15 protein-coding genes are annotated in these 22056 nt (G+C 44.0%); 8 read left to right on the forward strand and 7 right to left on the reverse strand.

Annotated features, from left to right (window positions below):
• Positions 1 to 82: 82 nt before the first annotated feature.
• Positions 83 to 1582, reverse strand: coding sequence for a polysaccharide biosynthesis C-terminal domain-containing protein (locus QY309_00845; GenBank protein ID WKZ60036.1), 1500 nt, complete (start codon positions 1580 to 1582; stop codon positions 83 to 85).
• A 544-nt stretch (positions 1583 to 2126) separates the two neighbouring features.
• On the opposite strand from QY309_00845, the gene QY309_00850 reads away from it, so the two are divergent.
• Both QY309_00850 and QY309_00855 read left to right on the forward strand, forming a co-directional pair.
• Entirely contained in the window at positions 2127 to 2960 is an 834-nt protein-coding gene (locus QY309_00850; protein ID WKZ60037.1) for a T9SS type A sorting domain-containing protein, read from the forward strand.
• 205 nt (positions 2961 to 3165) lie between these two features.
• The gene (locus QY309_00855; GenBank protein WKZ60038.1) at positions 3166 to 4653 is read left to right on the forward strand and encodes a T9SS type A sorting domain-containing protein; all 1488 of its coding nucleotides are present in this window, start codon (positions 3166 to 3168) and stop codon (positions 4651 to 4653) included.
• A 26-nt stretch (positions 4654 to 4679) separates the two neighbouring features.
• On the opposite strand, the gene QY309_00860 is transcribed toward QY309_00855, so the two are convergent.
• Positions 4680 to 5639, reverse strand: a complete 960-nt coding sequence (locus QY309_00860; GenBank protein ID WKZ60039.1) for an NAD-dependent epimerase/dehydratase family protein — start codon at positions 5637 to 5639, stop codon at positions 4680 to 4682.
• 181 nt (positions 5640 to 5820) lie between these two features.
• On the opposite strand from QY309_00860, the gene kbl reads away from it, so the two are divergent.
• Both kbl and QY309_00870 read left to right on the forward strand, forming a co-directional pair.
• Positions 5821 to 7017, forward strand: a complete 1197-nt coding sequence (gene kbl / locus QY309_00865) for a glycine C-acetyltransferase (GenBank protein ID WKZ60040.1) — start codon at positions 5821 to 5823, stop codon at positions 7015 to 7017.
• Positions 7018 to 7160: 143 nt separating this feature from the next.
• The gene (locus QY309_00870; protein ID WKZ60041.1) at positions 7161 to 10340 is read left to right on the forward strand and encodes a glycosyl hydrolase; all 3180 of its coding nucleotides are present in this window, start codon (positions 7161 to 7163) and stop codon (positions 10338 to 10340) included.
• Between the two features lie 58 nt (positions 10341 to 10398).
• On the opposite strand, the gene QY309_00875 is transcribed toward QY309_00870, so the two are convergent.
• Genes QY309_00875 through folP form a run of 3 tightly spaced genes read right to left on the reverse strand, consistent with a single transcriptional unit; the run spans position 10399 to position 15343 of the window.
• A complete protein-coding gene (locus QY309_00875; GenBank protein ID WKZ60042.1) occupies positions 10399 to 13647 on the reverse strand; it encodes a caspase family protein in 3249 nt (1082 codons plus the stop codon).
• Between the two features lie 30 nt (positions 13648 to 13677).
• Positions 13678 to 14541, reverse strand: a complete 864-nt coding sequence (gene cdaA, locus QY309_00880; protein WKZ60043.1) for a diadenylate cyclase CdaA — start codon at positions 14539 to 14541, stop codon at positions 13678 to 13680.
• Between the two features lie 13 nt (positions 14542 to 14554).
• Positions 14555 to 15343 (reverse strand): dihydropteroate synthase, encoded by a 789-nt coding sequence (gene folP, locus QY309_00885; protein ID WKZ60044.1) that lies wholly within the window; start codon positions 15341 to 15343, stop codon positions 14555 to 14557.
• A gap of 91 nt (positions 15344 to 15434) precedes the next feature.
• Here folP and QY309_00890 point away from each other — a divergent pair, with 91 nt between their 5' ends.
• The 3 genes from QY309_00890 to QY309_00900 are packed head-to-tail and all read left to right on the forward strand — an operon-like array spanning position 15435 to position 17612.
• Positions 15435 to 15977, forward strand: a complete 543-nt coding sequence (locus tag QY309_00890; protein ID WKZ61669.1) for a DUF1599 domain-containing protein — start codon at positions 15435 to 15437, stop codon at positions 15975 to 15977.
• A 4-nt stretch (positions 15978 to 15981) separates the two neighbouring features.
• Complete coding sequence (locus QY309_00895) at positions 15982 to 17115, forward strand: DoxX family membrane protein (protein ID WKZ60045.1); 1134 nt, start codon at positions 15982 to 15984, stop codon at positions 17113 to 17115.
• Complete coding sequence (locus tag QY309_00900) at positions 17112 to 17612, forward strand: shikimate kinase (protein ID WKZ60046.1); 501 nt, start codon at positions 17112 to 17114, stop codon at positions 17610 to 17612. Before QY309_00895 ends, QY309_00900 begins: the two co-directional genes overlap by 4 nt.
• On the opposite strand, the gene QY309_00905 is transcribed toward QY309_00900, so the two are convergent.
• Complete coding sequence (locus QY309_00905; GenBank protein ID WKZ60047.1) at positions 17609 to 19147, reverse strand: hypothetical protein; 1539 nt, start codon at positions 19145 to 19147, stop codon at positions 17609 to 17611. The genes QY309_00900 and QY309_00905 overlap by 4 nt on opposite strands.
• Before the next feature lie 19 nt (positions 19148 to 19166).
• Positions 19167 to 20318, reverse strand: a complete 1152-nt coding sequence (locus tag QY309_00910; GenBank protein ID WKZ60048.1) for a hypothetical protein — start codon at positions 20316 to 20318, stop codon at positions 19167 to 19169.
• 170 nt (positions 20319 to 20488) lie between these two features.
• Here QY309_00910 and proS point away from each other — a divergent pair, with 170 nt between their 5' ends.
• Entirely contained in the window at positions 20489 to 21967 is a 1479-nt protein-coding gene (gene proS, locus QY309_00915) for a proline--tRNA ligase (protein ID WKZ60049.1), read from the forward strand.
• Positions 21968 to 22056 lie beyond the last annotated feature (89 nt).

Below are 22056 nucleotides of genomic sequence, written 5' to 3' on the forward strand. Positions count from 1 at the left end.
TCAGCCTGTAAAATTAATCATTTTTCGGCAGCGACCGCGTATTCGTGATGACTGCCCGCATCGTTATTTAACAGGACAAAAATCAGGCCTTTCCGGGCAAAAACTGCTTTCGTTCAAGCAGGTAAATGCTTCCGCAGAATACTACGATCAGTACAAAACGCAGGAGCATGTTTAACCAAAAACTGCCGGTAGAGATCAAGGTCGAAACGTAAATAAGCAAAATGGTTACGGCAATGTAGGTGAGGTCTTTCAGCACTGGGTATGGAATCGGATAATGCCGTTGCCCCAAAGCATAACAAACAGCGGCCATTAAAAAATAAACGATGAGCGTAACCCAACTGCTGCCTTCGTAGCCCGCTATGGGTATGAGTATGTAGTTTAACACAATAGTGAGCAACGCTCCACCTCCGGCAATCCACGTACTGAAGTGTGTTTTATCGGTAAGCTTATACCATATGGATACGTTGTAATAGATGCCGAGAAAAAGATTAGCCAATAATAGTATGGGCACAACATGCATACCGGTTCGGTATTCCGGTCGCCTGAGGATGTGTTCCAGCACATCTAGGTTGATGCTTACGGCTAACAAAATGATACAACCAAACAGAATGAAACCATGCGAAACTCTGCTGAACAATTCGGGTGAGTTTTTATCAGCTGCACGCGAAAAGAAAAAGGGCTCGGCAGCATACCGAAAAGCTTGAACGGCCAGCGTCATGAATACGGAGAATTTATAAACAGCTCCAAAAATCCCGACCACTTCTTCACTCGTATAACCTGGATAAAAATCAGTGGGTAACCAATGGCGTAGAGTTGTACGCGAAAGCATTTCATTGGTAACCCACGCCAAACCAGCAAACAGAATAGGGTAGGCGTACACCAGCAAAGGTTTGAGTTTATCCCATTGAAATGTGATTTTCAGTTTCCGCAATACGCTCCACAAAAAGAAGATCAGCGCGGCATTGGCCAACAGGTTGGAGAGAAACACGTAATCCACGCCAAGTGACGCATCATAGAATGTATGGATGTACGGTTTAAGGAAAGCAAATACATCGCCCCGTGAAATGGCCGGACAAAGGCTTAGAAAGAAAAGATTGAACCCGATGTTCAACCCAATGTTGGCGAATTTGGCAATAGCAAACTGTTTGGATTTTCCTTCCAGCCGAAGTTTGGCAAACGGAATGGCCAGTATAGCATCAATGGCCAGAATAAAAGCAAACCAGATTATGAAATTTTCCTTGCCTGGATATTGCAGGTAGGTAACAATAGGCGTGGCTAACAGCATAAGCGCACCCGACAAAAGCAAGCTGGAGAAGAGAATGCAACTGGTGGTGAGGTTAAAAATGTGGGGCTCTTCTTCCTTGTTCAGGGTAGCAAAACGGAAATAGGCGGTTTCCAGTCCGTAGGTGTATAAAACATTGAAAAACGCGGCATACGCATAGATTTCGGTTACTACACCGTATTCGCCAGTGGCAAAAACATAGGTGTAATAGGGTACCAACAGGTAGTTGAGTAACCGGCCAAGAATACTGCTTGCTCCGTAAATTATGGTATCGCCTGCGAGCTTTTTAAGGTTACTCATTACATCCCAAATTGGTAATTAATTGTCCAAATTTGGCAATTTTACACACCATTCCACCACAATAAAAAGTCAAACAGGCCTTATTGTACATGAATCGTACACGAGAAAGATTGGAGCCATTATTGTCACATAAATAGGAGAAAGTCCTATTTTTGAGGCATTTGAGCTTATGAAATTACCTAAGAGATTGAATACAATTGATCAGCAAAATGCTGCAAAAAGAAGTTTTATAATTATCAGACGATTTTTACTTATTGTTTTTTGCACTTCTTTTCCTTTTTTCCTTTTAGCTCAGGAAACCTCCAAAAACAATTACACAGGTTCATGGACTGTCAATAACTCTTGGGTAGATAACTCAGCCCCGGCATTTACCAATATTGGAAGTACAAATGTTAATTTTAATATTCAAGGTTATATTACTTTGGGCAGCCCTGCTCCGGCCGCACCCACTAATGTTACATTTGCCAATAACAAAGATGCGTATTCTTTTACTGTAACAGATACCCTTGTTATTTTCGGGGATTTCACAATGGCTAACAAGTCGATGAATCTTGTAATAGCCAGTGGTGGATTACTAATTGTTTTTGGTGATCTTACTCTGGGTAATCAAATGGAAGTCAGTTCTGGTGGTAATATTGTCGTTACTGGAACCTTTGAAAAGACAGGAGCAAATAATCAAGGAAGCTATACAGGAGGGGGGAATATTTATGCCGGCAGTTTTGATTTGCCAAATGGAGATAACTGGGTACCACCAGCAGATCAGAAGAATACAGGCTCTGATCTTTTAAATGATCTACCTGATGTTTATGAATTCATTAACAACGGAGGCCAAGTTCTCTTACCAATTGAATTGTTATACTTTATTTCGAAAATTTCTCTTAACGCTGTTCAATTAGTCTGGGCAACCTCAAAAGAAGAGGGATTTGATTACTTCCTGATTCAGCATTCAAATGACGGAAACAATTTTTCTGACCTGGCCATGTTGCCTGGGGCTGGTTACGATACCGACACGTATAAGGAATATTTGTATGAACACAACAACCCGGTTGTGGGTACCAACTACTACCGTTTAAAGGCAGTTGATCTGGATGGCTCCTATGAATACTTCGGACCGATCGCCCAGGTTTTCTCTGGTGCACGTAGGGTGAAGGTTTACCCGAATCCCACAACTGATGATTTTATTAATGTCGACCTGAACTTCAATCCTTCTGAAGGATCACGACTGGCCATTTTGAATAGTCAGGGTGTTGAGGTGATGAACATGACGGGTATAGGTCCGAGCAATCACATTGCATTGAACGCACTTAGACCCGGTATGTATATGCTCAAATTCACGTCCCGAGAGCTAACCGAGATTCGAAAATTCATTGTGAATTAGACACTCACCATATCCCAATATTGGAATTATTCTCAGAATATTGGGAAAGCTTTGTTGATACGTATTAATTAATTCGAATTATTATTCTGCAATAATCAATATTGATAGAATAATATTCTAAATAACCCTCAAACCACACTAGTTCATTTCAGCCTGTTTCCGTGGCATTGTTTTCGGACTTCCCATTCCAAACAATCCCACAGAAATGAAAAATATGTTGAATAAAATTAGTGCTAAAAATATCGGCTGGACGGTCCTGCTTCTGTTAGCTGTACAGGTTTCATATAGCCAAAACTATACGTCTGTTGCCAGCGGTGCATGGACTACCGCTGCAAATTGGAACAATACATCAGGCGGGGGTGGAGCCACACCTTCTTTGTCGTACACTTCAGGTACTATCAATGTTAACCATAACATGACCATTGCCAGTGCAGCCTCTTTTGGTGGATCTGGTTTTAATGTTGCCTCGGGCGCTACTATTACCGCAAATGCCAACTTTACTATTTCAAATGGTACAGCCAATATAAATGGCAATTTGAACGTAACCGGAAACTTTACGGCCTCTAACGGAACAACCAATATTAACGGAACCGTAACGGCTACCGGCAACCTGGTCATAAGCGGTGGTGCCACTGTAAATGTGTATGGTACGCTTATCATTTCTGGTAATGCTCAACTCAATGCAAACCTGCGTGTACATCCGGGAGGAAAGGTAGTTGTGGAAGGAAGCGTAACCGTAGTAAGTTCAACTTATTTAACGATTGGAACCGCTGTAGCTCCACCTCCATATGCGGACATGATAATATATCAAAACCTCATTCAACAAGGCAGTGGTGATGTGACCATTAATCGAAACGGAAGGCTTGCCGTATTTGGTGATGTAACCGATAGTGGAGGAGGAGGAACTTTTATACGAGTTAACAACGGTGGGCAAGCATATGTACATGGCGATATTACATATTCTGGTGGCGGTAGTAACATTCAGAATAATAACACAACAAACCCATACGGTTTATATGTGAATGGAACAGCAACCTCAACCGGTGGTGGAGGATCAGTAACTGCAAACATGGGCGATCAACAAACCATGGAGGATACTAACCCGGATTTCTTTACATGGGTTGCGTCTCAACCTAACAGCCCCATGCCGGTAACGTTGGTTTATTTTCAACTTGAGGTTAAGGATAACAACAAGGTTGAACTGATTTGGGCAACATCAATGGAGCAGGATTTCGATTATTTTGAAATTGAGCGCTCAACCAACGGAAGCGACTTTGCAGCAATCGGAACCCAAGCAGGTGCAGGTTATAATACCGAGAGTCTGCAACAATATAGCTTTACTGATGTAAACCCGATCAGCGGTTCAAACTATTACCGCCTTAAGGCAGTTGATTTAGATGGATCGTTTGAATACTTCAATATTGTTTTTGCTCAAATAAAAGCGGATAAGCAACTGAACATTTATCCGAATCCTTCTGATGGAAGAAGAATAACAACCCAGTTGAACTTTGAACCATTGAATCACGCAAAAATTCAGGTGAGTGACTTAACCGGAACGGTAGTGGCCGAAACGATTGTATCCGGTATTGAGGTTGAGGTTGAGTTTTCAACACAATTGAAGCCCGGTATATACCTGGTAACCTATTATGCACAAGGCTTTAAGCATACTGAGCGCTTGCTGGTACGTAATTAATTAATCGTAAAAGATAGTTGGTTTTATTAAGCTTCCTGGGCCAACAGCTCAGGAAGTTTTGTTAAAATCTCTTCCGTCATTTCAGCCAATCCAAACTGATGTTGCCAACCCCAATCTTTACGTGCTGCTGAATCATCAATGGATTGAGGCCAGCTGTCGGCAATAGCCTGGCGAAAATCAGGGTTGTAGCTAATCGTAAATTCAGGAATGTGTTTTTTTATTTCGGCTGCAATCTCTTTTGGCGAGAAGCTCATAGAAGAAATGTTGTAGCTGGATCGGATTTTAACTTTTTCGGCTGGAGCTTCCATCAAATCAAGCGTGGCTTTAACCGCATCATCCATGTACATCATGGGCAGGTAGGTATCTTCTTTTAAGAAGCACTCAAACGTTTTATCTGTCAAAGCCTTGAAATAAATATCAACCGCATAATCCGTTGTTCCACCACCGGGTTTTGTTTTGTAGCCAATCAGTCCGGGGTAACGCAAACTGCGAACATCTACGCCTTTGTTTCTGAAGTACCAATCGCACCAACGTTCACCGGCAAATTTACTGATGCCGTAAATCGTAGTAGGATCCATGATCGTGTCCTGTGGTGTATTCTTTTTGGGTGTTGTAGGGCCAAAGGCTGCAATGGAGCTGGGCCAATACACGCGGTCGAGTTTATATTCTACAGCCGCATCCAACACGTGAACCAATCCATCCATATTTAAATGCCAGGCAAATTTCGGGTTCTTTTCACCTGTAGCTGAAAGCACAGCAGCGAGGTGATATACCTGCGTGATTTCATTTTTCTTAATGAAATCAAACAGTGGTTTTTGCTTCAACACATCCAGGATTTCAAAATTTCCCTGGGTGAGAATACCCTGAGGGTCTTTTATATCCGTGGCAATTACATTTTCTTTTCCGTACAGGTTCCAAAGTCCTTGTGTAAGTTCAGAGCCTAATTGTCCGCCTGCGCCTATAATTAAAATCTTGTGCTTCTTCATGGTAGTGATTGGGGCCGAAAGTTACAGAATTTTACTTTTTTCCTATCGGTTGTTAGGCCCAGTTTTCGGGGAAGCGATTAACTTTGCGACCTCACAACTAATGTCAGGTTGAGCCTGTCGAAACCTGGCATGTTAGCTAACGTCAGCCTTCGACAGGCTCAGGCTGACAATTAATTCAGTTATGTACAAGAAATTAAAACCCGTACTAGAAAAGGAATTGGCTTCTATTAAAGAAGCTGGATTGTTTAAGAAAGAGCGCATCATCATCTCTCCGCAAGGGGCAGATATAAAAATTGAGGGTGGCAAAGAAGTCATTAACTTCTGTGCCAACAATTACCTCGGACTTTCTTCGCATCCGCGGGTAATAGAAGCAGCCAAACGTGCTATCGATACGCATGGTTTTGGCATGTCTTCCGTGCGATTTATTTGCGGCACGCAGGATATTCACAAAGAACTGGAGCGTAAGATTTCGGAATTCCTGCACATGGAAGATACCATTTTATACGCTGCGGCTTTTGATGCAAACGGTGGTGTGTTTGAACCGTTGCTGGGCGCTGAAGATGCGATCATTTCTGATGAACTGAACCATGCTTCCATTATTGATGGTGTTCGCTTGTGTAAAGCCATGCGCTATCGCTACAAGCACAACGACATGGCCGATCTGGAAAAGCAACTTCAGGATGCAAAGGCTGCGGGCGCAAAACAAATACTCATTGTAACCGATGGTGCCTTTTCAATGGATGGCACGATTGCTCAACTGGATAAAATTTGTGATCTGGCCGATAAGTATGAAGCATTGGTGATGACCGATGAATGTCATTCGACTGGTTTTTTGGGCAAAACTGGCCGAGGTGTTCCCGAATATTGTGGGGTGATGGATCGGGTGGATATCATTACCGGAACGTTGGGCAAAGCCTTAGGTGGAGCTTCCGGTGGCTTTACTTCAGGTAAGAAGGAAATTATAGAAATGCTGCGTCAGCGTTCGCGTCCGTATTTATTTTCCAATACGCTGGCTCCTTCTATTGTAGGTGCTTCCATTGAAGTGTTTAACATGCTTTCGGAAACAACGGCATTGCGTGATAGGCTTGAGCAAAACACAACATATTTCCGCAGTGAAATGACAAAAGCCGGTTTCGATATAAAACCAGGTGAACACCCAATCGTTCCAATCATGTTGTATGAAGCGCCACTGGCGCAAAAGTTTGCTGAAAAATTATTGGAGAAGGGCATCTATGTAATCGGTTTCTTCTTTCCGGTAGTACCAAAAGGAAAGGCCCGTATTCGCGTACAGCTTTCTGCAGCTCACGAAAAGCACCACCTTGACAAAGCCATTGCAGCGTTTACCGAAGTAGGTAAGGAGTTGGGTGTTTTGAAATAGTGTTAATTTAAGTTCATGATGCGCAACCGGTAGGTGAGATTCAGGCCGTGTCGTAAAGTTTTTAAAATAATTTATTCCACTTATCAAAGTTCATGGTTTAGGTTATTGAAAGTGCTTATCTTGAATGGCACAAAACCTAAATCATGAGAAAGTTTGCAACATTATTCTTAGTGCTTATTGTTTTCTGTTTTTCAACAGAAGCGCAGCGCACAAAATCACAGCCTGCTCCGGTAGCACCTTCAACAGACTTTAACGAATACTTCAAAGCCATGAAATGGCGAAGCATCGGTCCATTTCGTGGAGGCCGTTCCAATGCGGTTAGCGGTGTTGTGGGTGATCCGGCAACCTATTACATGGGTACTACCGGTGGAGGCGTTTGGAAAACGGATGATGCCGGAACTACCTGGAAAAATATTTCAGATGGATACATGAAAACCGGCTCGGTGGGAGCGATAGCCGTTTCTGAAAGTGATCCGAACATCGTGTACGTAGGTATGGGCGAGCACGCCATTCGGGGTGTGATGACGCATCATGGCGATGGCATGTATAAATCGCATGATGCAGGTAAAACCTGGATCAAACTTGGGTTGGAAGCTACACAGCACATTGCGCGTGTGGTCATCCATCCAAAAAATCCCGACATCGTGTGGGTAGCAGCGCAAGGGGCGTTGTACAGTTCTTCCACAGAACGCGGAATTTATAAGACTACCGATGGTGGTAAATCATGGAAAAAAGTTTTGTATGTAGATGATAAAACCGGTTCTGCTGAACTTTCCATCGATTTTAATAATCCGCAGGTATTGTATGCGGCCATGTGGGAACATGGTCGGAAGCCATGGAAAGTAATCAGCGGAGGTCCTGGAAGTGGTTTGTATAAATCCGTTGATGGTGGTGAAACTTGGTCAAAAATTCATGAAGGTCTTCCGAAAGAATTGGGGAAGATGTCCATTGCAGTAAGTCGGTCGAATTCAGAAAAAGTGTATGCATTAATAGAAAGCGATTCTGATCGTGAACTAGGCGGTTTGTTCGTATCCGATAATGCCGGAAAAAACTGGAGAAGGGTAACGAATGATCACCGATTAATACAACGCGCGTGGTATTATATTGAGTTATACATTGATCCTAAAGATGAACTTACTGTTTATGTGCTTAGTGCTCCTTCACTTCGCTCATTGGATGGTGGCATAACGTGGGAGGATCTGCCAGGTGTTCATGGTGATTATCACGATTTATGGATTAATCCCAACAATCCAAAAAATATGGTGATGGCAGATGATGGTGGAGCCACGGTTAGTTTCAATTATGCTAAAACATGGTCGTTTCAAAGTACCATGCCAACGGCACAGTTGTATCGCATCAATGTGGATAACGCATTTCCTTATCGCATTTATGCTGGCCAACAAGACAACTCTTCGGTAGCCATAGCCAGCCGTGAGTTGGGCAGCAGTGGTATTTCCCGCGAAAGCTGGACAGCCTCGGCTGGAGGAGAAAGCGCCTTCCTGGCATTCAATCCGGATGATCCGCGCTATGTGTTGGGAGGTAGTTACTTAGGTACTATTGAAGTGTTGGATACGAAGGCCAAAGCCGGTACCAACATCATGGCTGCACCCATTCAATATTTAGGTCGCGATTCAAAAGATATGAAGTATCGCTACAACTGGAATGCACCCATCATCTGGTCAAAGCATGAACCGAACACGTATTACCACGGAGCACAAGTATTGTTGAAGACAACCGACATGGGTAAAACCTGGTCGGAAGTTTCACCTGATTTAACCCGTAACGAAAAAGAGAAGCAAGGAAAAATGGGTGGACCTTATACAAACGAAGCGGTTGGTGCTGAAAATTATGGTACATTAAGTTATGTGATCGAGTCACCTCATGAGAAGGGTGTGATCTGGACAGGCAGCGATGATGGTTTAGTTCACCTGACGCGCGATGGAGGTGCTAGCTGGAAAAATGTTACGCCAATCGGATTAAAAGAATGTTTGATCAACGCCATTGATGTTTCTCCCCATGATCCGGCAACGGCTTACATCGCCACTACGCGCTACAAGTTTAACGACCATACACCTGGTCTTTATAAAACAACAGATTATGGAAAAACCTGGACGAACATTTCGAAGGGAATTCCCAACAATGCATTCACACGCGTAGTACGTGAAGATGATGTGCGTAAAGGATTACTTTTTGCCGGTACGGAATTAGGTGTGTTTATTTCATGGAATGGTGGCGCAGATTGGCATCCCTTCCAACTTAATTTACCGATTACACCCATTACCGATTTGAAAGTTCATCAGGGTAATTTGATTGCGGCAACATCAGGAAGATCATTTTGGATTCTTGACGATTTAAGTCTGTTACGGCAGTTCAAGAACGAAACAAACGCATTTGCCTTGTTTAAACCTGCTGATGCTGTTTTGGTGAATGGCTCAAGTCAGTTGGATCGAAACGATCCGGAATTTGACGGAACACATCCGTATTATGGTGTTAATCCTTCAACCGGTGTGGTGTTGTATTATAATCTTCCTGAGATGAAAGCGGGTGAGCATATCTCGTTGGAAATAAAGGATGCGCAAGGCAATCTGGTTCGTTCGTATACTTCTGTTAAAGATTCAACGTTTAAAAGTTATGATGGTGGTCCCTCGCCAGAGCCGGTCATGACAAAGGCGAAAGGACTTAACCGCTTTGTTTGGAATATGCGTTATCCTACTATGCCGGGTGCGCATGGTGTTTACATTGAAAGCAGCTTCCGTGGCCACAAAGCCATTCCTGGAAAATATTCAGCTACACTAAATGCAGGAGGTCAAACATCTACGGTCGACTTTCAGATTCTTCCGAATCCATTATATCCAACAGATGCCGCCACCTATCAGGAATACCATGTTTTAATGAGCAAAATGGAAAAAGAAGTTTTCACCATGCACAATCTGGTAAATACCCTTTTTGAAAAACAAAATCAACTAAATCAATTGGTATCATCCCTTCCTGCTGATGAGAAATTCAATGCACTAAAAAGTGAAGGGAGAGCATTGATAGAAAAATTGAAGGCGTGGGATGACGATATGGTGCAACGCAAATCAAAGGCGTACGATGATGTGGAGAACTTTCCCAACAAGTTTACAGCCAACTACTTGTTTATGATTAACCAAACAGAGAGCGATATTCCGCGTGTTAACAAACCTTCATTAGACAGATTGGATGAGCTTACCAAAGAATGGAATGCATTGCACACTCGGGCAAAGGAGTTGCTGGAGAAAGACATCCCGACTATGAATCAGAAGTTTTGGGCAGCTGGTGTTGGAGCGATCTGGAAGGAATAAAAGTCAGCCTTCGACAAGCTCAGGCTGACATGGAGAATTTTTGAAATTCCGTTTTAGGTTACTTCTCCTCTAAAATAATTGGAAAGTCCTGCCCGCGCGAAAACGTGTAGGGGTATTGGGGCTTTCCTTTTAATTTTTTAGTCATTTCCGGAACCTGATCATCGATGTACGATTTCAATTCGTAAATGGTCACTTTCCCATCGCGAGGAGCACCATCGGCTTCACCACTCAACGCCTGAATCAATACATACGTAAACAATCCGTGCCCGAGCTCAGCAAACTCCGTAGCAAATTGTTCGCTGCCAGCCGAGGCCATTACATGGATGCCCGCACTTCGTGAAAGTTGTGCAATGGCTTTTTCTTCAGCCGCACCGCGGTTAGCCAACAATTCAACCGAGCCACCGGATTGACATGCGTCCATCACAATCAATTGTTTCAATGCCTTAATGGATTTGAATTTTTCCTGAAGCACAGATGCTTCCAATGCTTCTTTTTGCAAGGCAGCTAAATCGTATAAACGTAAACTTTCAGTTGGTATAAGAAAGAACCGATCCTCAACCATGCTACCGTGACCCGCGTAATAGAAAATGAAAACATCTTCCGGATGAATTTTTTTCGACAAATCCTCCAGGCTTTTCAATATGTTAGCACGTGAGGCTTCATCATCATATAGGGTGTGAAGTTCAATGTGGTTGAACAGATTTTTAGAACGCTCATCCATAACCTCAATGAACGATTGTGCATCCGGCTTGGCGTAGTTCAGGTTAAGTCGTGGATTTTTGTATTGATTGATGCCCACAGCCAGAATGTAGCACACGCTGTTTCGTGTTACGATATCGGAAATAAGCTCTGCCGTGGCCGGTTCAGAATCAACACGACTACGGTTAGCGGCAATGGCCGTAAATGTATTTGATCCTCCCACCAGGTTAATTACTTGTTTATACGTGGTGGATGCATCTTTACCGGAGGGTAACTTCAGTTCTGTGCGGTTGATTGCAATGTTTTTTCCATTGTGGAATAATCGAAAATTTTCAACGCCACCGCCATTGTCAGTTAGTTTTACGTACACTTCTATTTGAGAAGGGTCAGAAGCAGGCAGTGTGGCCAGCCGTACTGTTGGTAATGGTGATTTGTTGAGTTTTCCTTGAATGCCCTGAAGGTTTCCTGATCCACGTGTTTGAAATAATCGCGGCAATAAATCAGGCCGATAGAATTCCTCAAAAAACTGATCAACCGAATAGGTAGTCATGCCGCTAACAAAATGGATGTACTTACGCGCATCCTGTGTGCCGCTAAAATATCCTTCCGGTGTTTTTGCCATCCAGTCGCGTTCACCCAGGTGAATGTGCTCGAAAAATTCCTTACCGGTAGTTAAGTCCCAGAATTTCGTAACGCCATCTACGCTGTGGCTGATCAGCATTTTCTGATCAGGGCTGATCAGAAGTGAGGTGATCTCGGCATTGTGCCCTTCAAACTTCCGTACAATTTTCGTGGTATTAATGTCCCACATTCGGATGGTTCGATCGGCACCGGCCGAATAAATAAATTTTCCATCAGTACTAAAGATGGCCACATGAACTGCGGCACGATGATCTCTGAATTTTTTTGTCATGAGCCCTGTGGCAATGTCCCAAAGGCGAACGGTACCATCCCAACTGGCACTAAGCAGTTGTTGCTGATCTGGGCTTACCTGTATTGAGGCAATTACATCGGTATGCCCAACAAAGGAGCGTACGGAGGTGCGGGTGTCCAACTCCGTCATCTGAAGACTGTTATCCAACTGCGCGGTGAATAGGTACAAGTCGTTTGGATGAAACGCCAGGTTATACACCGAGTTGTTTTGATAATCCCAGTACTGAATCGTTTTGTCAAGGTTCAAATCATAAACGCGCATGGTGGCATCCCAACTCGAGCAGGCAAACATGGTTTCATCATGGCTGAACTGAATATCAAAAATCGGTTCCCGATGAGGTTTGAATACTTTTATTGAATCACCACGGGCAATATCCCATAAAATCACTTTCCCATCACCGCCACCGGTGAGCATAAATCTTCCGTCTTTCGACAGGTCGTAACATAGCACGGCTTTAGCATGGCCGCTGTACTCCATAGCGGTTTGTCCACTGGCGATGTCCCATCGTTTTACTTTTGTTCCGAATTTCCCTTTGATGAGCTGTTTGCCATCGTTGGTGATCATCAGGTGATTTTTAAAGCGTACATATTTGGCTATGGCCGACTGCCAGACAAAATTCGCATCGTAGTTCAAACCACCTTTATCACGTTGATTGAGCAGGCCAGTAAATTCCTGAACCGTTTTTTTTGCAACGAAATCCCAAACAAAGGCCGTGTTGTTGTCGCTGGTGATGATCAGCGAATTGCTGTTAAGTGAAAAAGCAATGTGATGAAAATCCGCCTGACGTTCGGCTGTTAGTTGGGCCAATTCTGCACCTGATTCTGTATCCCATATGCGAATGTCTTTTTCTGTAGCACGGGCAATTTTTTTTCCATCACCACTTACCGCCAATGAGGTTAATTCGTTATCCGGATCTTCTTCGTATTGCTTGACAACTGTTTCATCCGATAAGCGAATTTTTTTTACGGCACCGCGATGAGCCGCTGTATAGAGAAATGCATTATCTGGACTGAACGCTACTTTCGTGGCGCATCCACCACAAAATCCTTCCTTGATCTCGAAGGTATGCGCCTTTGTCCAATCGGAAGTTTTATAAACATTAGCCACGCGATTGTCTTCACCCATCGCTATCAGGTTTCCATCGGGGCTAATGGCAATATCAATCCCGCGCCCTAATCCTTTATCCGGATTGATGCGGAGTTTGGCAATCACTCGTCTTGTTTTGAAATCATAAACACGGGCCGTATCGCCATAACCCGAGGTGCTATTGGCGGCAATTACAAAGAATCGTTGTAACGGATCGAAAGCCACATCGGTAACAATGCCATTGTCAACATTTGGAATAACAGCAATTTCTTTTCCGGTGGCGATTTCCCAAAGCCGGGTAGTTTTATCATAGCTACCGGTTATCAAATACTTTCCATCGTGCGAAAGATCAAGGGCGGTAACGGTGTGCTCATGCCCCAGGAAACTTCTTACTTCGCGGCCATTACGTACATCCCAAAGTTTTGCTGATTTATCTTTGCTTCCGGTAACAATAAAGTTACTGTCGGCACTGATGGCAACGGAAACCACGGCCAGTTCGTGTCCTTTTTGAATGATTGTTTCCAGTTGCTGACTATGCACCAGTGTACTCACACACAGCAAGGTGCATGCGGTAAAAATACTTTTCATAATAAAACTTATTTTAAGGAGATAATGAATCTACGCTTTCACACCATTCTTTGTAGCAGGTGCTTCTTCCTCAACAATAGTCTGATCCCAGTTTGAAGGCTCGCTATTATTGAGGTATTCCATTATTTTCTGCTCAACCTGTTTTAGCCTGAGCGCTTTTAAATATTTTCCATTTCGGGCAAGAATTAATCTTCCTGTTTCTTCTGAAATGGCCATCACCAATGTGTCGGTGCTTTCCGACATGCCCACTGCTGCACGGTGGCGCATTCCAAAATGCGATGGCAGGTGATCGTTTTCACTAACTGGTAGCACACATCGTGCTGCTTTTATTCTGCCTTTGTAGATGATAACAGCACCATCATGCAGCGGGCTGGTTTTATTAAAGATGGAAAGAAGAAGCGATTTGGTGATTTCAGCGTCCAACGGATCTCCGGTTTCTGCATAGAACTTCAGTGCGGTATCGCGTGTAAACACAATCAATGCTCCGGTTTTGGTGCCTTTCAATGTTTTAGCGGCTTCTATAATCTGGTGCACATCCGTTTCATCGTTGGATTCACCCCGCCAGTTCGCCAATGTCTTTAAAAAATTTTCCCTGAATTCTGTTCCTCTTCCGATCACCAACAGAAATTTTCGTATTTCCGGTTGAAAGAGAATGATCATGGCCAGCACACCTACACCCATAAACTGACCGAGAATGGTGGCCAGCAGTTCCATTTGCGCGGCACGCACAATCAGGTAAATGAGGTAAAGCGCTAGTATGCCTAAGAAGATGTTTACGGCAATACTTCCGCGAATCAGCTTGTACACCTGGTACAACAAAATGCTCACCAGGCCAATATCCACCAGGTCAACCCATGTAACATCCAGAAAGCCGATTTTGAACAGAAAGATCATTGAGGTAAAGGTACTAAACTCTGCCTACAGCTTGGGTGAGGTGTGTAAAAAGTTTCACGGTTTCAACGGCTTCTTTCACATCATGCACGCGCAGAATGGATGCACCCTTCATCAACGCCACCATATTCAGTGCAGTGGTTCCGTTCAGTGCTTCTTCGGGCGAAGTTTGCAGGGTTTTCCAGATCATGGATTTACGGGAGATGCCAATCAACAAAGGTTTACCTAGCAGGCTTAACAGGTTCAGGTTATTCATCAATTGAAAATTCTGCTCAATGGTTTTGGCAAAGCCAAATCCGGGATCGATGATGATATCTTTCACGCCAGCTTTTTGCAGGGTAGCAATTTTCTGATGAAAGTACGCGATGATTTCATGCTCCAGGTTTGAATAGTTTGCCAGACTGTTCATGGTTTCGGGTGTGCCTTTCATGTGCATGCAGATATACGGCACCTGAAGTTGGGCAACCGTGTGGTGCATTTCGTGGTCAAGTTCACCACCCGAAATGTCGTTGATCATATCCGCCCCGGCATCCACAGCTTTTCGGGCAATGGCCGATCGGAAGGTGTCAACGGTAATGATTATTTCCGGAAATCTTTTTCGAATTGCAGCTATAGGGTGTAACGTGCGCTGTGCTTCATCTTGTTCTGAAATGTGTTCGGCTCCGGGTCGCGAAGAGTACCCACCTATATCGATTATGGAAGCGCCATCCGTCAACATTTTTTCAACGTTATGTAGGATTTCCTTTTCATCCATTTGTCGGCTACCGGCATAAAAACTATCGGGAGTGGTGTTAATAACACCCATAACCAGCGGAGTATTCAGGGAGTGTAATCGCCCGCCTATGTTCAGTGTTTTGTTTGTTGAAAATGCCGTATTTTGCCCCGCTGAAATCATGATACACGAAAAAACTGCCACCGAATATAAGCAGGTGATCGCCACCTGCAAAGCGTTGTTTCTTAAGAAGACAAAAGATTATGGAACGGCCTGGCGCATTTTGCGGCTGCCTGCCATTACCGATCAGATTTTTATCAAAGCCAAACGTATCCGTAGCATTCAGGAAAAGGGCGCGCAGCGCGTGGGCGACCCCGTTGCCGATGAGTTTATTGGCATCATCAATTACTGCGTGATTGCCTTGCTCCAATTGCAACTTCAGGAGTCAACTAAAACTGAATTAACGGTTGAGGAGGTAGAACCACTTTACGATGCAGCCATAAATGAAACCTTTGCCCTTCAACAAGATAAGAACCATGATTATGGAGAGGCATGGCGCGATATGCGCGTAGAATCCATGACCGACATTATTCTTATGAAATTGTTAAGGGTGAAACAAATTGAAGATAACGAAGGTAAAACACTGGTAAGTGAGGGGGTAAAAGCCAATTACCAGGATATGATCAACTATGCGGTATTTTGTTTAATCAAGCTGAAAGAAAATTGAGCGTATGAGAAAATACATTGACATCTTTTCACGGATTTTTGTTGGTGGGTTATTCATTTTTTCCGGATTGATTAAGCTGAATGATCCGGTTGGAACTGAAATTAAGCTTGAAGAATATTTTGAGGTATTCTCAGCAGACTTTGGCTCTTTTTTTCAGGTGTTTATTCCGTATGCCCTGCATATCGGGTTGGTGCTGGTTGTGCTTGAAGTTGTGTTGGGTGTAGCCGTACTCATTAATTACCGCATGCGACTAACCACAACGGTGCTGTTGTTGCTCATTATTTTCTTCACGTTTTTAACAGGCTACTCGGCCATCCTTAACAAAGTAACCGATTGCGGATGCTTTGGCGATGCTATTAAATTGACTCCGTGGCAATCATTTTATAAAGATCTCATACTGATTGTGTTCATCCTGCATTTGTTTTGGTATCGCAAATCGTATGATCCGGTATTGCGTACCCGTGAGGGGCATGCCGTGATTCTTGGCGTTACCTTGATCAGTTTTTTCCTGGGCATCTATGCGATTCGCCATTTGCCTTTTATTGATTTCCGTGCCTACAAAATCGGGAATAACATTCCGGAGCAAATGAAATTGCCACCCGATGCCAAGCGCGACAGTGTGGTGATGACTTTTATTTATGAACAGGCAGGTGTGCGCAAGGAGTTTACCATGGATCAACTCAGTCAGGTTGACTCCACTTATACATTCATTGATCGGGTGGATAAGGTGATTCGTGAAGGCGATCGTCCTAAAATTATCGATTACCGGATTGAAAGTCCGGAAGGGGAGGATTACACGCAACAAACCTTTCAAGGTGCCAAACTTTTAATTGTGATGGACAACGCGCAGCATGCTTCCAAAAAAAATGCTGATCGTATTTCCAAATTGATTAAGGACATGGAGGGCGCTGCCGAATCAATTATTCTTACCTCGTCTTCTTCGTCCGAAGTAGAGGCCTTCCGGCATGAACATCAATGGGCAGCTCCGTATTACTTTGCTGATGCCACGGTGTTAAAGACTATCATTCGGTCAAACCCCGGCCTTACCCTTTGGGTTGATGGCACGGTAAAAGGCATGTGGCATTACAATGACGTGCCTGAAGCGGATGAGCTTAAGAAATTAATTTCAGGTTCGTGAGAATATTTTTAATTGGTTTACCCGGTTCCGGAAAAACTACACTCGGAAAGAAGGTAGCCACATATCTGCAACTTCCATTTTTTGATTTAGATGAAGTGATAGAACGCTCGGCCGGCAAGCGCGTTCCTGAAATTTTTGCTGATGAAGGCGAAGCTGCTTTTCGTAAAATAGAATCCGTCACACTGCAGAAAATCATCACTGATCACAACGATTTTGTAATGGCAACAGGTGGCGGTGCACCCTGCTTTCATAACGGGATCGGTATAATGAATCAGGCAGGGGTAACTGTTTTTCTGGACGTTCCGGTTTATGAACTTGAGAAACGCCTGCAAACAGAGCAAAAACAAAGTCGACCTTTACTGGCAGGATCAAAATCAATTACGGAAACATTAAACGCCTTGCGCGAAGCGCGGATATCATTTTATGAGCAGGCACGCATTGTTATTCACGAAGACAATCCCGATGTGATGACGATCATAACCAGGCTTGTGCGTTAAAACGTAAAGCCTACGGTAACCATGCCGGTTGTAAGGGCATTGTTCAGATCAACCCGCGGACCAGTATTATTTTGAAATACATAGGGACTGTATTCACTTGTTCCGGCTGAACGCATCAGCGCAAAGTCGATAAAGAATTTAGTTAAACGCAGTCCCAATCCTCCACTAAGGGTTTGGATACTCCGATCCGTATCAATGGTGGAAGTGTTGTACGGATTGCTTTGAACCTGATAACCTGCACGGAATCTCAAAGCCTCATAGCGGAACTCCGCACCAATACGGTAGTTGATGGTGTTTTGATAGGATGCCAGAATAGCATCGTTGTCACCATCGAACGAAATACCACTGATATCGGATTCGTATTTGGCTTTTCTGTAATTCACAAATTCAACATCACCGGAAATAAAACCGTAGTTCGTAATAAAGAATGCGGTGCCTAAACTAAGTTTCATGGGGGTGGTAAAGTTGTACTCAGCAATCACGGGTTCAAATGATTCAAAACTTTCGGAGTTAAGGATTGTTCCGGTTCCCAGGTAATCATAATTATTCCACAACGTGCTAAACCTTGCGAAATAGCTATCAGTAATTTGATAATATGTTGGCGTTGCAAAAGAAGCACCCACCTGAAGGAAGTCTACAGGCCTGAAAATTACACCCAGTGTGAGGTTTACACCCGTTCCTTCAATGTCGATCGTTTCTTCCAGCAAAAGATTGTCTAATGGGTTGAAATCCGGATCAAGTTCAAAGAAGAAGTTTGATTCGGAATACGTAGAGGAAAACGTATACCTCAATGTGGAGATTCCAACATTGGCGCCAAAAAAGAATTTGTCTTTATAGTTTCCACCATAGGCAAGTGACCATTGGTATTGAGCACCTTTATTTTTAATAGACCCTTGTCTTCTCAGGTGGCGAATGTCTTCAGGATCAGGATACAGACCAAGCACAGAGAAGTAGTATCCCTGTGGTCCATCGTAGAAAGTTGAATCTTCGAAAAGAAAATTGCTGTAAGCGAGTCCTGTTGGGAAGTCACTACTTAATAAATCATTTTCGCTCAATCCTTGTGCATCCTGAATAAACCAATCAACAATAGATGAAACATTATCGTCACCACTGTACCGCATGAATGAGTTAAAATCATTGGTACGTGTCATGCTTATCCCAAACGATCCGCCCCAAAAACCATCTTTGTTGTTTGGCGAATTAAAAACGTAACTCAAGCCTGGAATCGTAAACTTACTGGTGGCTTCTTTTTGAGATGTTCCGAGGTGATCAGCTTCGGTATTATAAAAATTTAATCCAGGAGAAATAGTGAACTCGGATCGGTTATACATACCCAATCCTGCCGGGTTGGAAAGCGCTGAACTAAAATCGCCACCCAACGCAATTTGGGCTCCGCCTATTGCCTGCATGCGGGCGCTTCCATTAGGTCGCGTGCGACTGAACAGTAAGGCATTTTCCACAAAGCTTTGGGCAGCCAGTTCAGTTGAAAGAGACAACACGATGCCTGTGAGTTGTATAAAAACCCTGAATTTCATACCCAAATGTTATGGTTAATTAATTCCCGCCTCTAGATGGTCTGGATGAAGATCCACTACTTCCGCTAGAGCCAGAGCTTCGACTTGGTGACCCACTGCTGCTTCCGGAACTGCGGGAAGGTGAATAACTGTTGCTGTTTCCGGAGCTACGGCTCGGAGAATAGCCACTGTTATTGTTGCCCGAACTTCTTGAAGGCGAATATCCCGAATTGTCAAAGGTGGATGAACGACTCTGACGTATAGTGGAGTTCGAATTATTCCAGTTCGATGAAGAATTGGAGTTGCTGTATCCGGATGTATTCGTTGTTGTTCTGCGGCTCGGACGAACATAGTAATCATTCGAAGTTTTATTTCGACCACCGGCATCACCGTTACCCGAATCCACATTGCTGTTTGAACGGCTCGGGCGAACATAAGCATTGGTTACTTCAGTAACACCGGCAGAGCTGCGGGTAGGACGTTTGCCGTAATTCGGGCGGTTGTCATCACCCACTACAACAACCGTTGTAGGGCGGTACCAGCCATTGTTCCAATTTGACCAGGACGATCCCCAACTGTTGTAAGGATTCCAGAACGGATCATTCCATCCCCAACCCCAGTTATTGCCCCAATTATTTCCCCAGGAATTACCCCAGAAGTAACTGGCCGAAAGTGACCATCCGCTTCCCCAACGATTGCCCCAGTACGCGTTCATCCAACGATTACCACCCCAACCCGCATTCATCCAGGGATCATTCCAACCATACGGTGAGCCCCATGTGTTGTAATATTGAGGTCCGTACCAGCTGTTCCAGCCAGCGTTATTATTGAAACCGTTATAGTAGTAGCCTGAATTATAATTGAAATTATTTGTGGCGGGTGCGTAGCCTTCCACAAAATAGTTTGCTTCATCTTCGCTTACCTGATCAGAATACGAACGCGAAATGTATTCCGGGTTTACGTTACGAGCCGAATAGCTGTCGGTTGGATTGGTGTACTCATCCAACTCGGTTGGCTCGTTAAAATGTTTCTTCTTGAAGGTATCGTAATTGGAAACGTAAGTCTGCTCGGTTGCCCGCTTAGCCTCAAGCTTCTCACGATCTTTCGAACGAAAGTACAGATCATCATTCTCCTGAGCGATAGCCGCCACACCCGTTAGCATGGTCAACCCTAAAATCAGTTTCGTTTTCATAATCGTGGTGTTTAGATCCGTTTATTTAACTAACGTTTAAAAGCGGCAAAAGTATTCACTAAAAGTACGAATTTCCGGGCATTAATTCCGTTAAAAATGCGTTGGCGGCATCTTCAGGGTCTTATCTGCCGTATATTTGCTCCTTAAATTAGAACAAGAATTATACCAACATGGGAAAGGAAATTCCATCGCGCAGTGAAGATTACTCGCTGTGGTACAATGAGTTAGTAAAAAAGGCCGATCTGGCAGAGCATTCCGATGTTCGCGGGTGTATGGTGATTAAGCCGTATGGCTACAGCATTTGGGAAAAAATGCAACAAGCACTCGACAAGATGTTTAAAGACACCGGGCACGTAAATGCGTATTTTCCGTTGTTCGTACCGAAGAGCATGTTCGAAGCGGAAGAGCAAAATGCGGAAGGTTTTGCCAAGGAATGTGCCATTGTAACGCACTATCGGTTAAAGAATGATCCGAATACAAAAGGAAAGCTGATTGTTGATCCGGAGGCAAAACTGGAGGAGGAACTGGTGGTGCGTCCAACCAGTGAAGCCATCATCTGGAATACATATAAAAAATGGATTCAATCGTATCGCGACTTACCCATATTGATCAATCAATGGGCTAACGTGGTGCGTTGGGAAATGCGCACGCGTTTGTTTTTACGCACGGCAGAATTTCTTTGGCAGGAGGGCCACACCGCTCATGCCACAGCCGATGAAGCTGTGAAAGAAACTATTCAGATGTTAGGTGTTTATGCCGCTTTCGCGGAAGAGTTTATGGCGATGCCTGTAATTAAAGGTAAAAAGTCAGAAGGCGAGAAATTTCCGGGTGCCGTTGATACGTATTGCATTGAGGCGATGATGCAGGATGGAAAAGCGCTGCAGGCTGGAACATCACACTTCCTCGGACAAAATTTTGCCAATGCCTTCAATGTTCAGTTTACTGGTAAAGATGGCAAGCTTGATTACGTGTGGGGAACATCGTGGGGTGTGAGCACGCGTTTGATGGGCGCGCTGATTATGGCGCATTCGGATGACGATGGATTGGTACTTCCGCCTAAACTGGCACCTATACATGTGGTGATCGTTCCGATTTTCAGAAGCGAAGAAGAACTAGCAAAAATTACTTCGAAAGTAGATGAGCTGTCTGCGGCACTACGCAAGCAAGGTCTTTCTGTGAAGTTCGATAACCGCGATACGCACAAACCCGGGTTTAAGTTTGCCGAGTGGGAATTGAAAGGTGTGCCAGTTCGCCTGGCGATTGGGCCGCGTGATTTGGAAAACGGAACCGTTGAAGTGGCCAGACGCGATACGAAGGAAAAGCAAGTGATGAAGCTGGAGGAAGTAGAGACGAAAATCCCTGCCTTGTTGGAGGATATTCAAAATAATATTTTTCAAAAAGCTAAGTCGTTCCGCGACAGCTTAATTACTAAGGCGGATTCTTTTGAAGATTTTAAGCGTGTGCTGGATGAAAAAGGAGGGTTTGTGCAAGCGCATTGGGATGGCACAAAAGAAACAGAAGCGGCTATCAAGGAGCAAACCAAGGCTACCATCCGTTGCATTCCATTGGATGCAACCGAAGAACAGGGTGCTTGTGTTTACAGCGGCAAGCCTTCTTCCCGCAGGGTGTTGTTTGCCCGCGCTTATTAAAGAAATTAGTCAATAAATTAATCGGGTGATTTCCGCACGGAGGTCACCCTTTCTTTTGTACTTTTGATTCCTTTCGAATTTACTGAATG

This window comes from Cyclobacteriaceae bacterium (assembly GCA_030584025.1).
Taxonomy (GTDB): Bacteria; Bacteroidota; Bacteroidia; order Cytophagales; family Cyclobacteriaceae; genus UBA2336.

Bases quoted from the DNA above. Each gene is read 5' to 3' on its own strand.
- QY309_00845 (WKZ60036.1), bottom strand. From the start codon at position 1,582: ATGAGTAACCTTAAAAAGCTCGCAGGCGATACCATAATTTACGGAGCA.
- QY309_00850 (WKZ60037.1), top strand. From the start codon at position 2,127: ATGAATCTTGTAATAGCCAGTGGTGGATTACTAATTGTTTTTGGTGAT.
- QY309_00855 (WKZ60038.1), top strand. From the start codon at position 3,166: ATGAAAAATATGTTGAATAAAATTAGTGCTAAAAATATCGGCTGGACG.
- QY309_00860 (WKZ60039.1), bottom strand. From the start codon at position 5,639: ATGAAGAAGCACAAGATTTTAATTATAGGCGCAGGCGGACAATTAGGC.
- kbl (WKZ60040.1), top strand. From the start codon at position 5,821: ATGTACAAGAAATTAAAACCCGTACTAGAAAAGGAATTGGCTTCTATT.
- QY309_00870 (WKZ60041.1), top strand. From the start codon at position 7,161: ATGAGAAAGTTTGCAACATTATTCTTAGTGCTTATTGTTTTCTGTTTT.
- QY309_00875 (WKZ60042.1), bottom strand. From the start codon at position 13,647: ATGAAAAGTATTTTTACCGCATGCACCTTGCTGTGTGTGAGTACACTG.
- cdaA (WKZ60043.1), bottom strand. From the start codon at position 14,541: ATGATCTTTCTGTTCAAAATCGGCTTTCTGGATGTTACATGGGTTGAC.
- folP (WKZ60044.1), bottom strand. From the start codon at position 15,343: ATGGGTGTTATTAACACCACTCCCGATAGTTTTTATGCCGGTAGCCGA.
- QY309_00895 (WKZ60045.1), top strand. From the start codon at position 15,982: ATGAGAAAATACATTGACATCTTTTCACGGATTTTTGTTGGTGGGTTA.
- QY309_00905 (WKZ60047.1), bottom strand. From the start codon at position 19,147: ATGAAATTCAGGGTTTTTATACAACTCACAGGCATCGTGTTGTCTCTT.
- QY309_00910 (WKZ60048.1), bottom strand. From the start codon at position 20,318: ATGAAAACGAAACTGATTTTAGGGTTGACCATGCTAACGGGTGTGGCG.
- proS (WKZ60049.1), top strand. From the start codon at position 20,489: ATGGGAAAGGAAATTCCATCGCGCAGTGAAGATTACTCGCTGTGGTAC.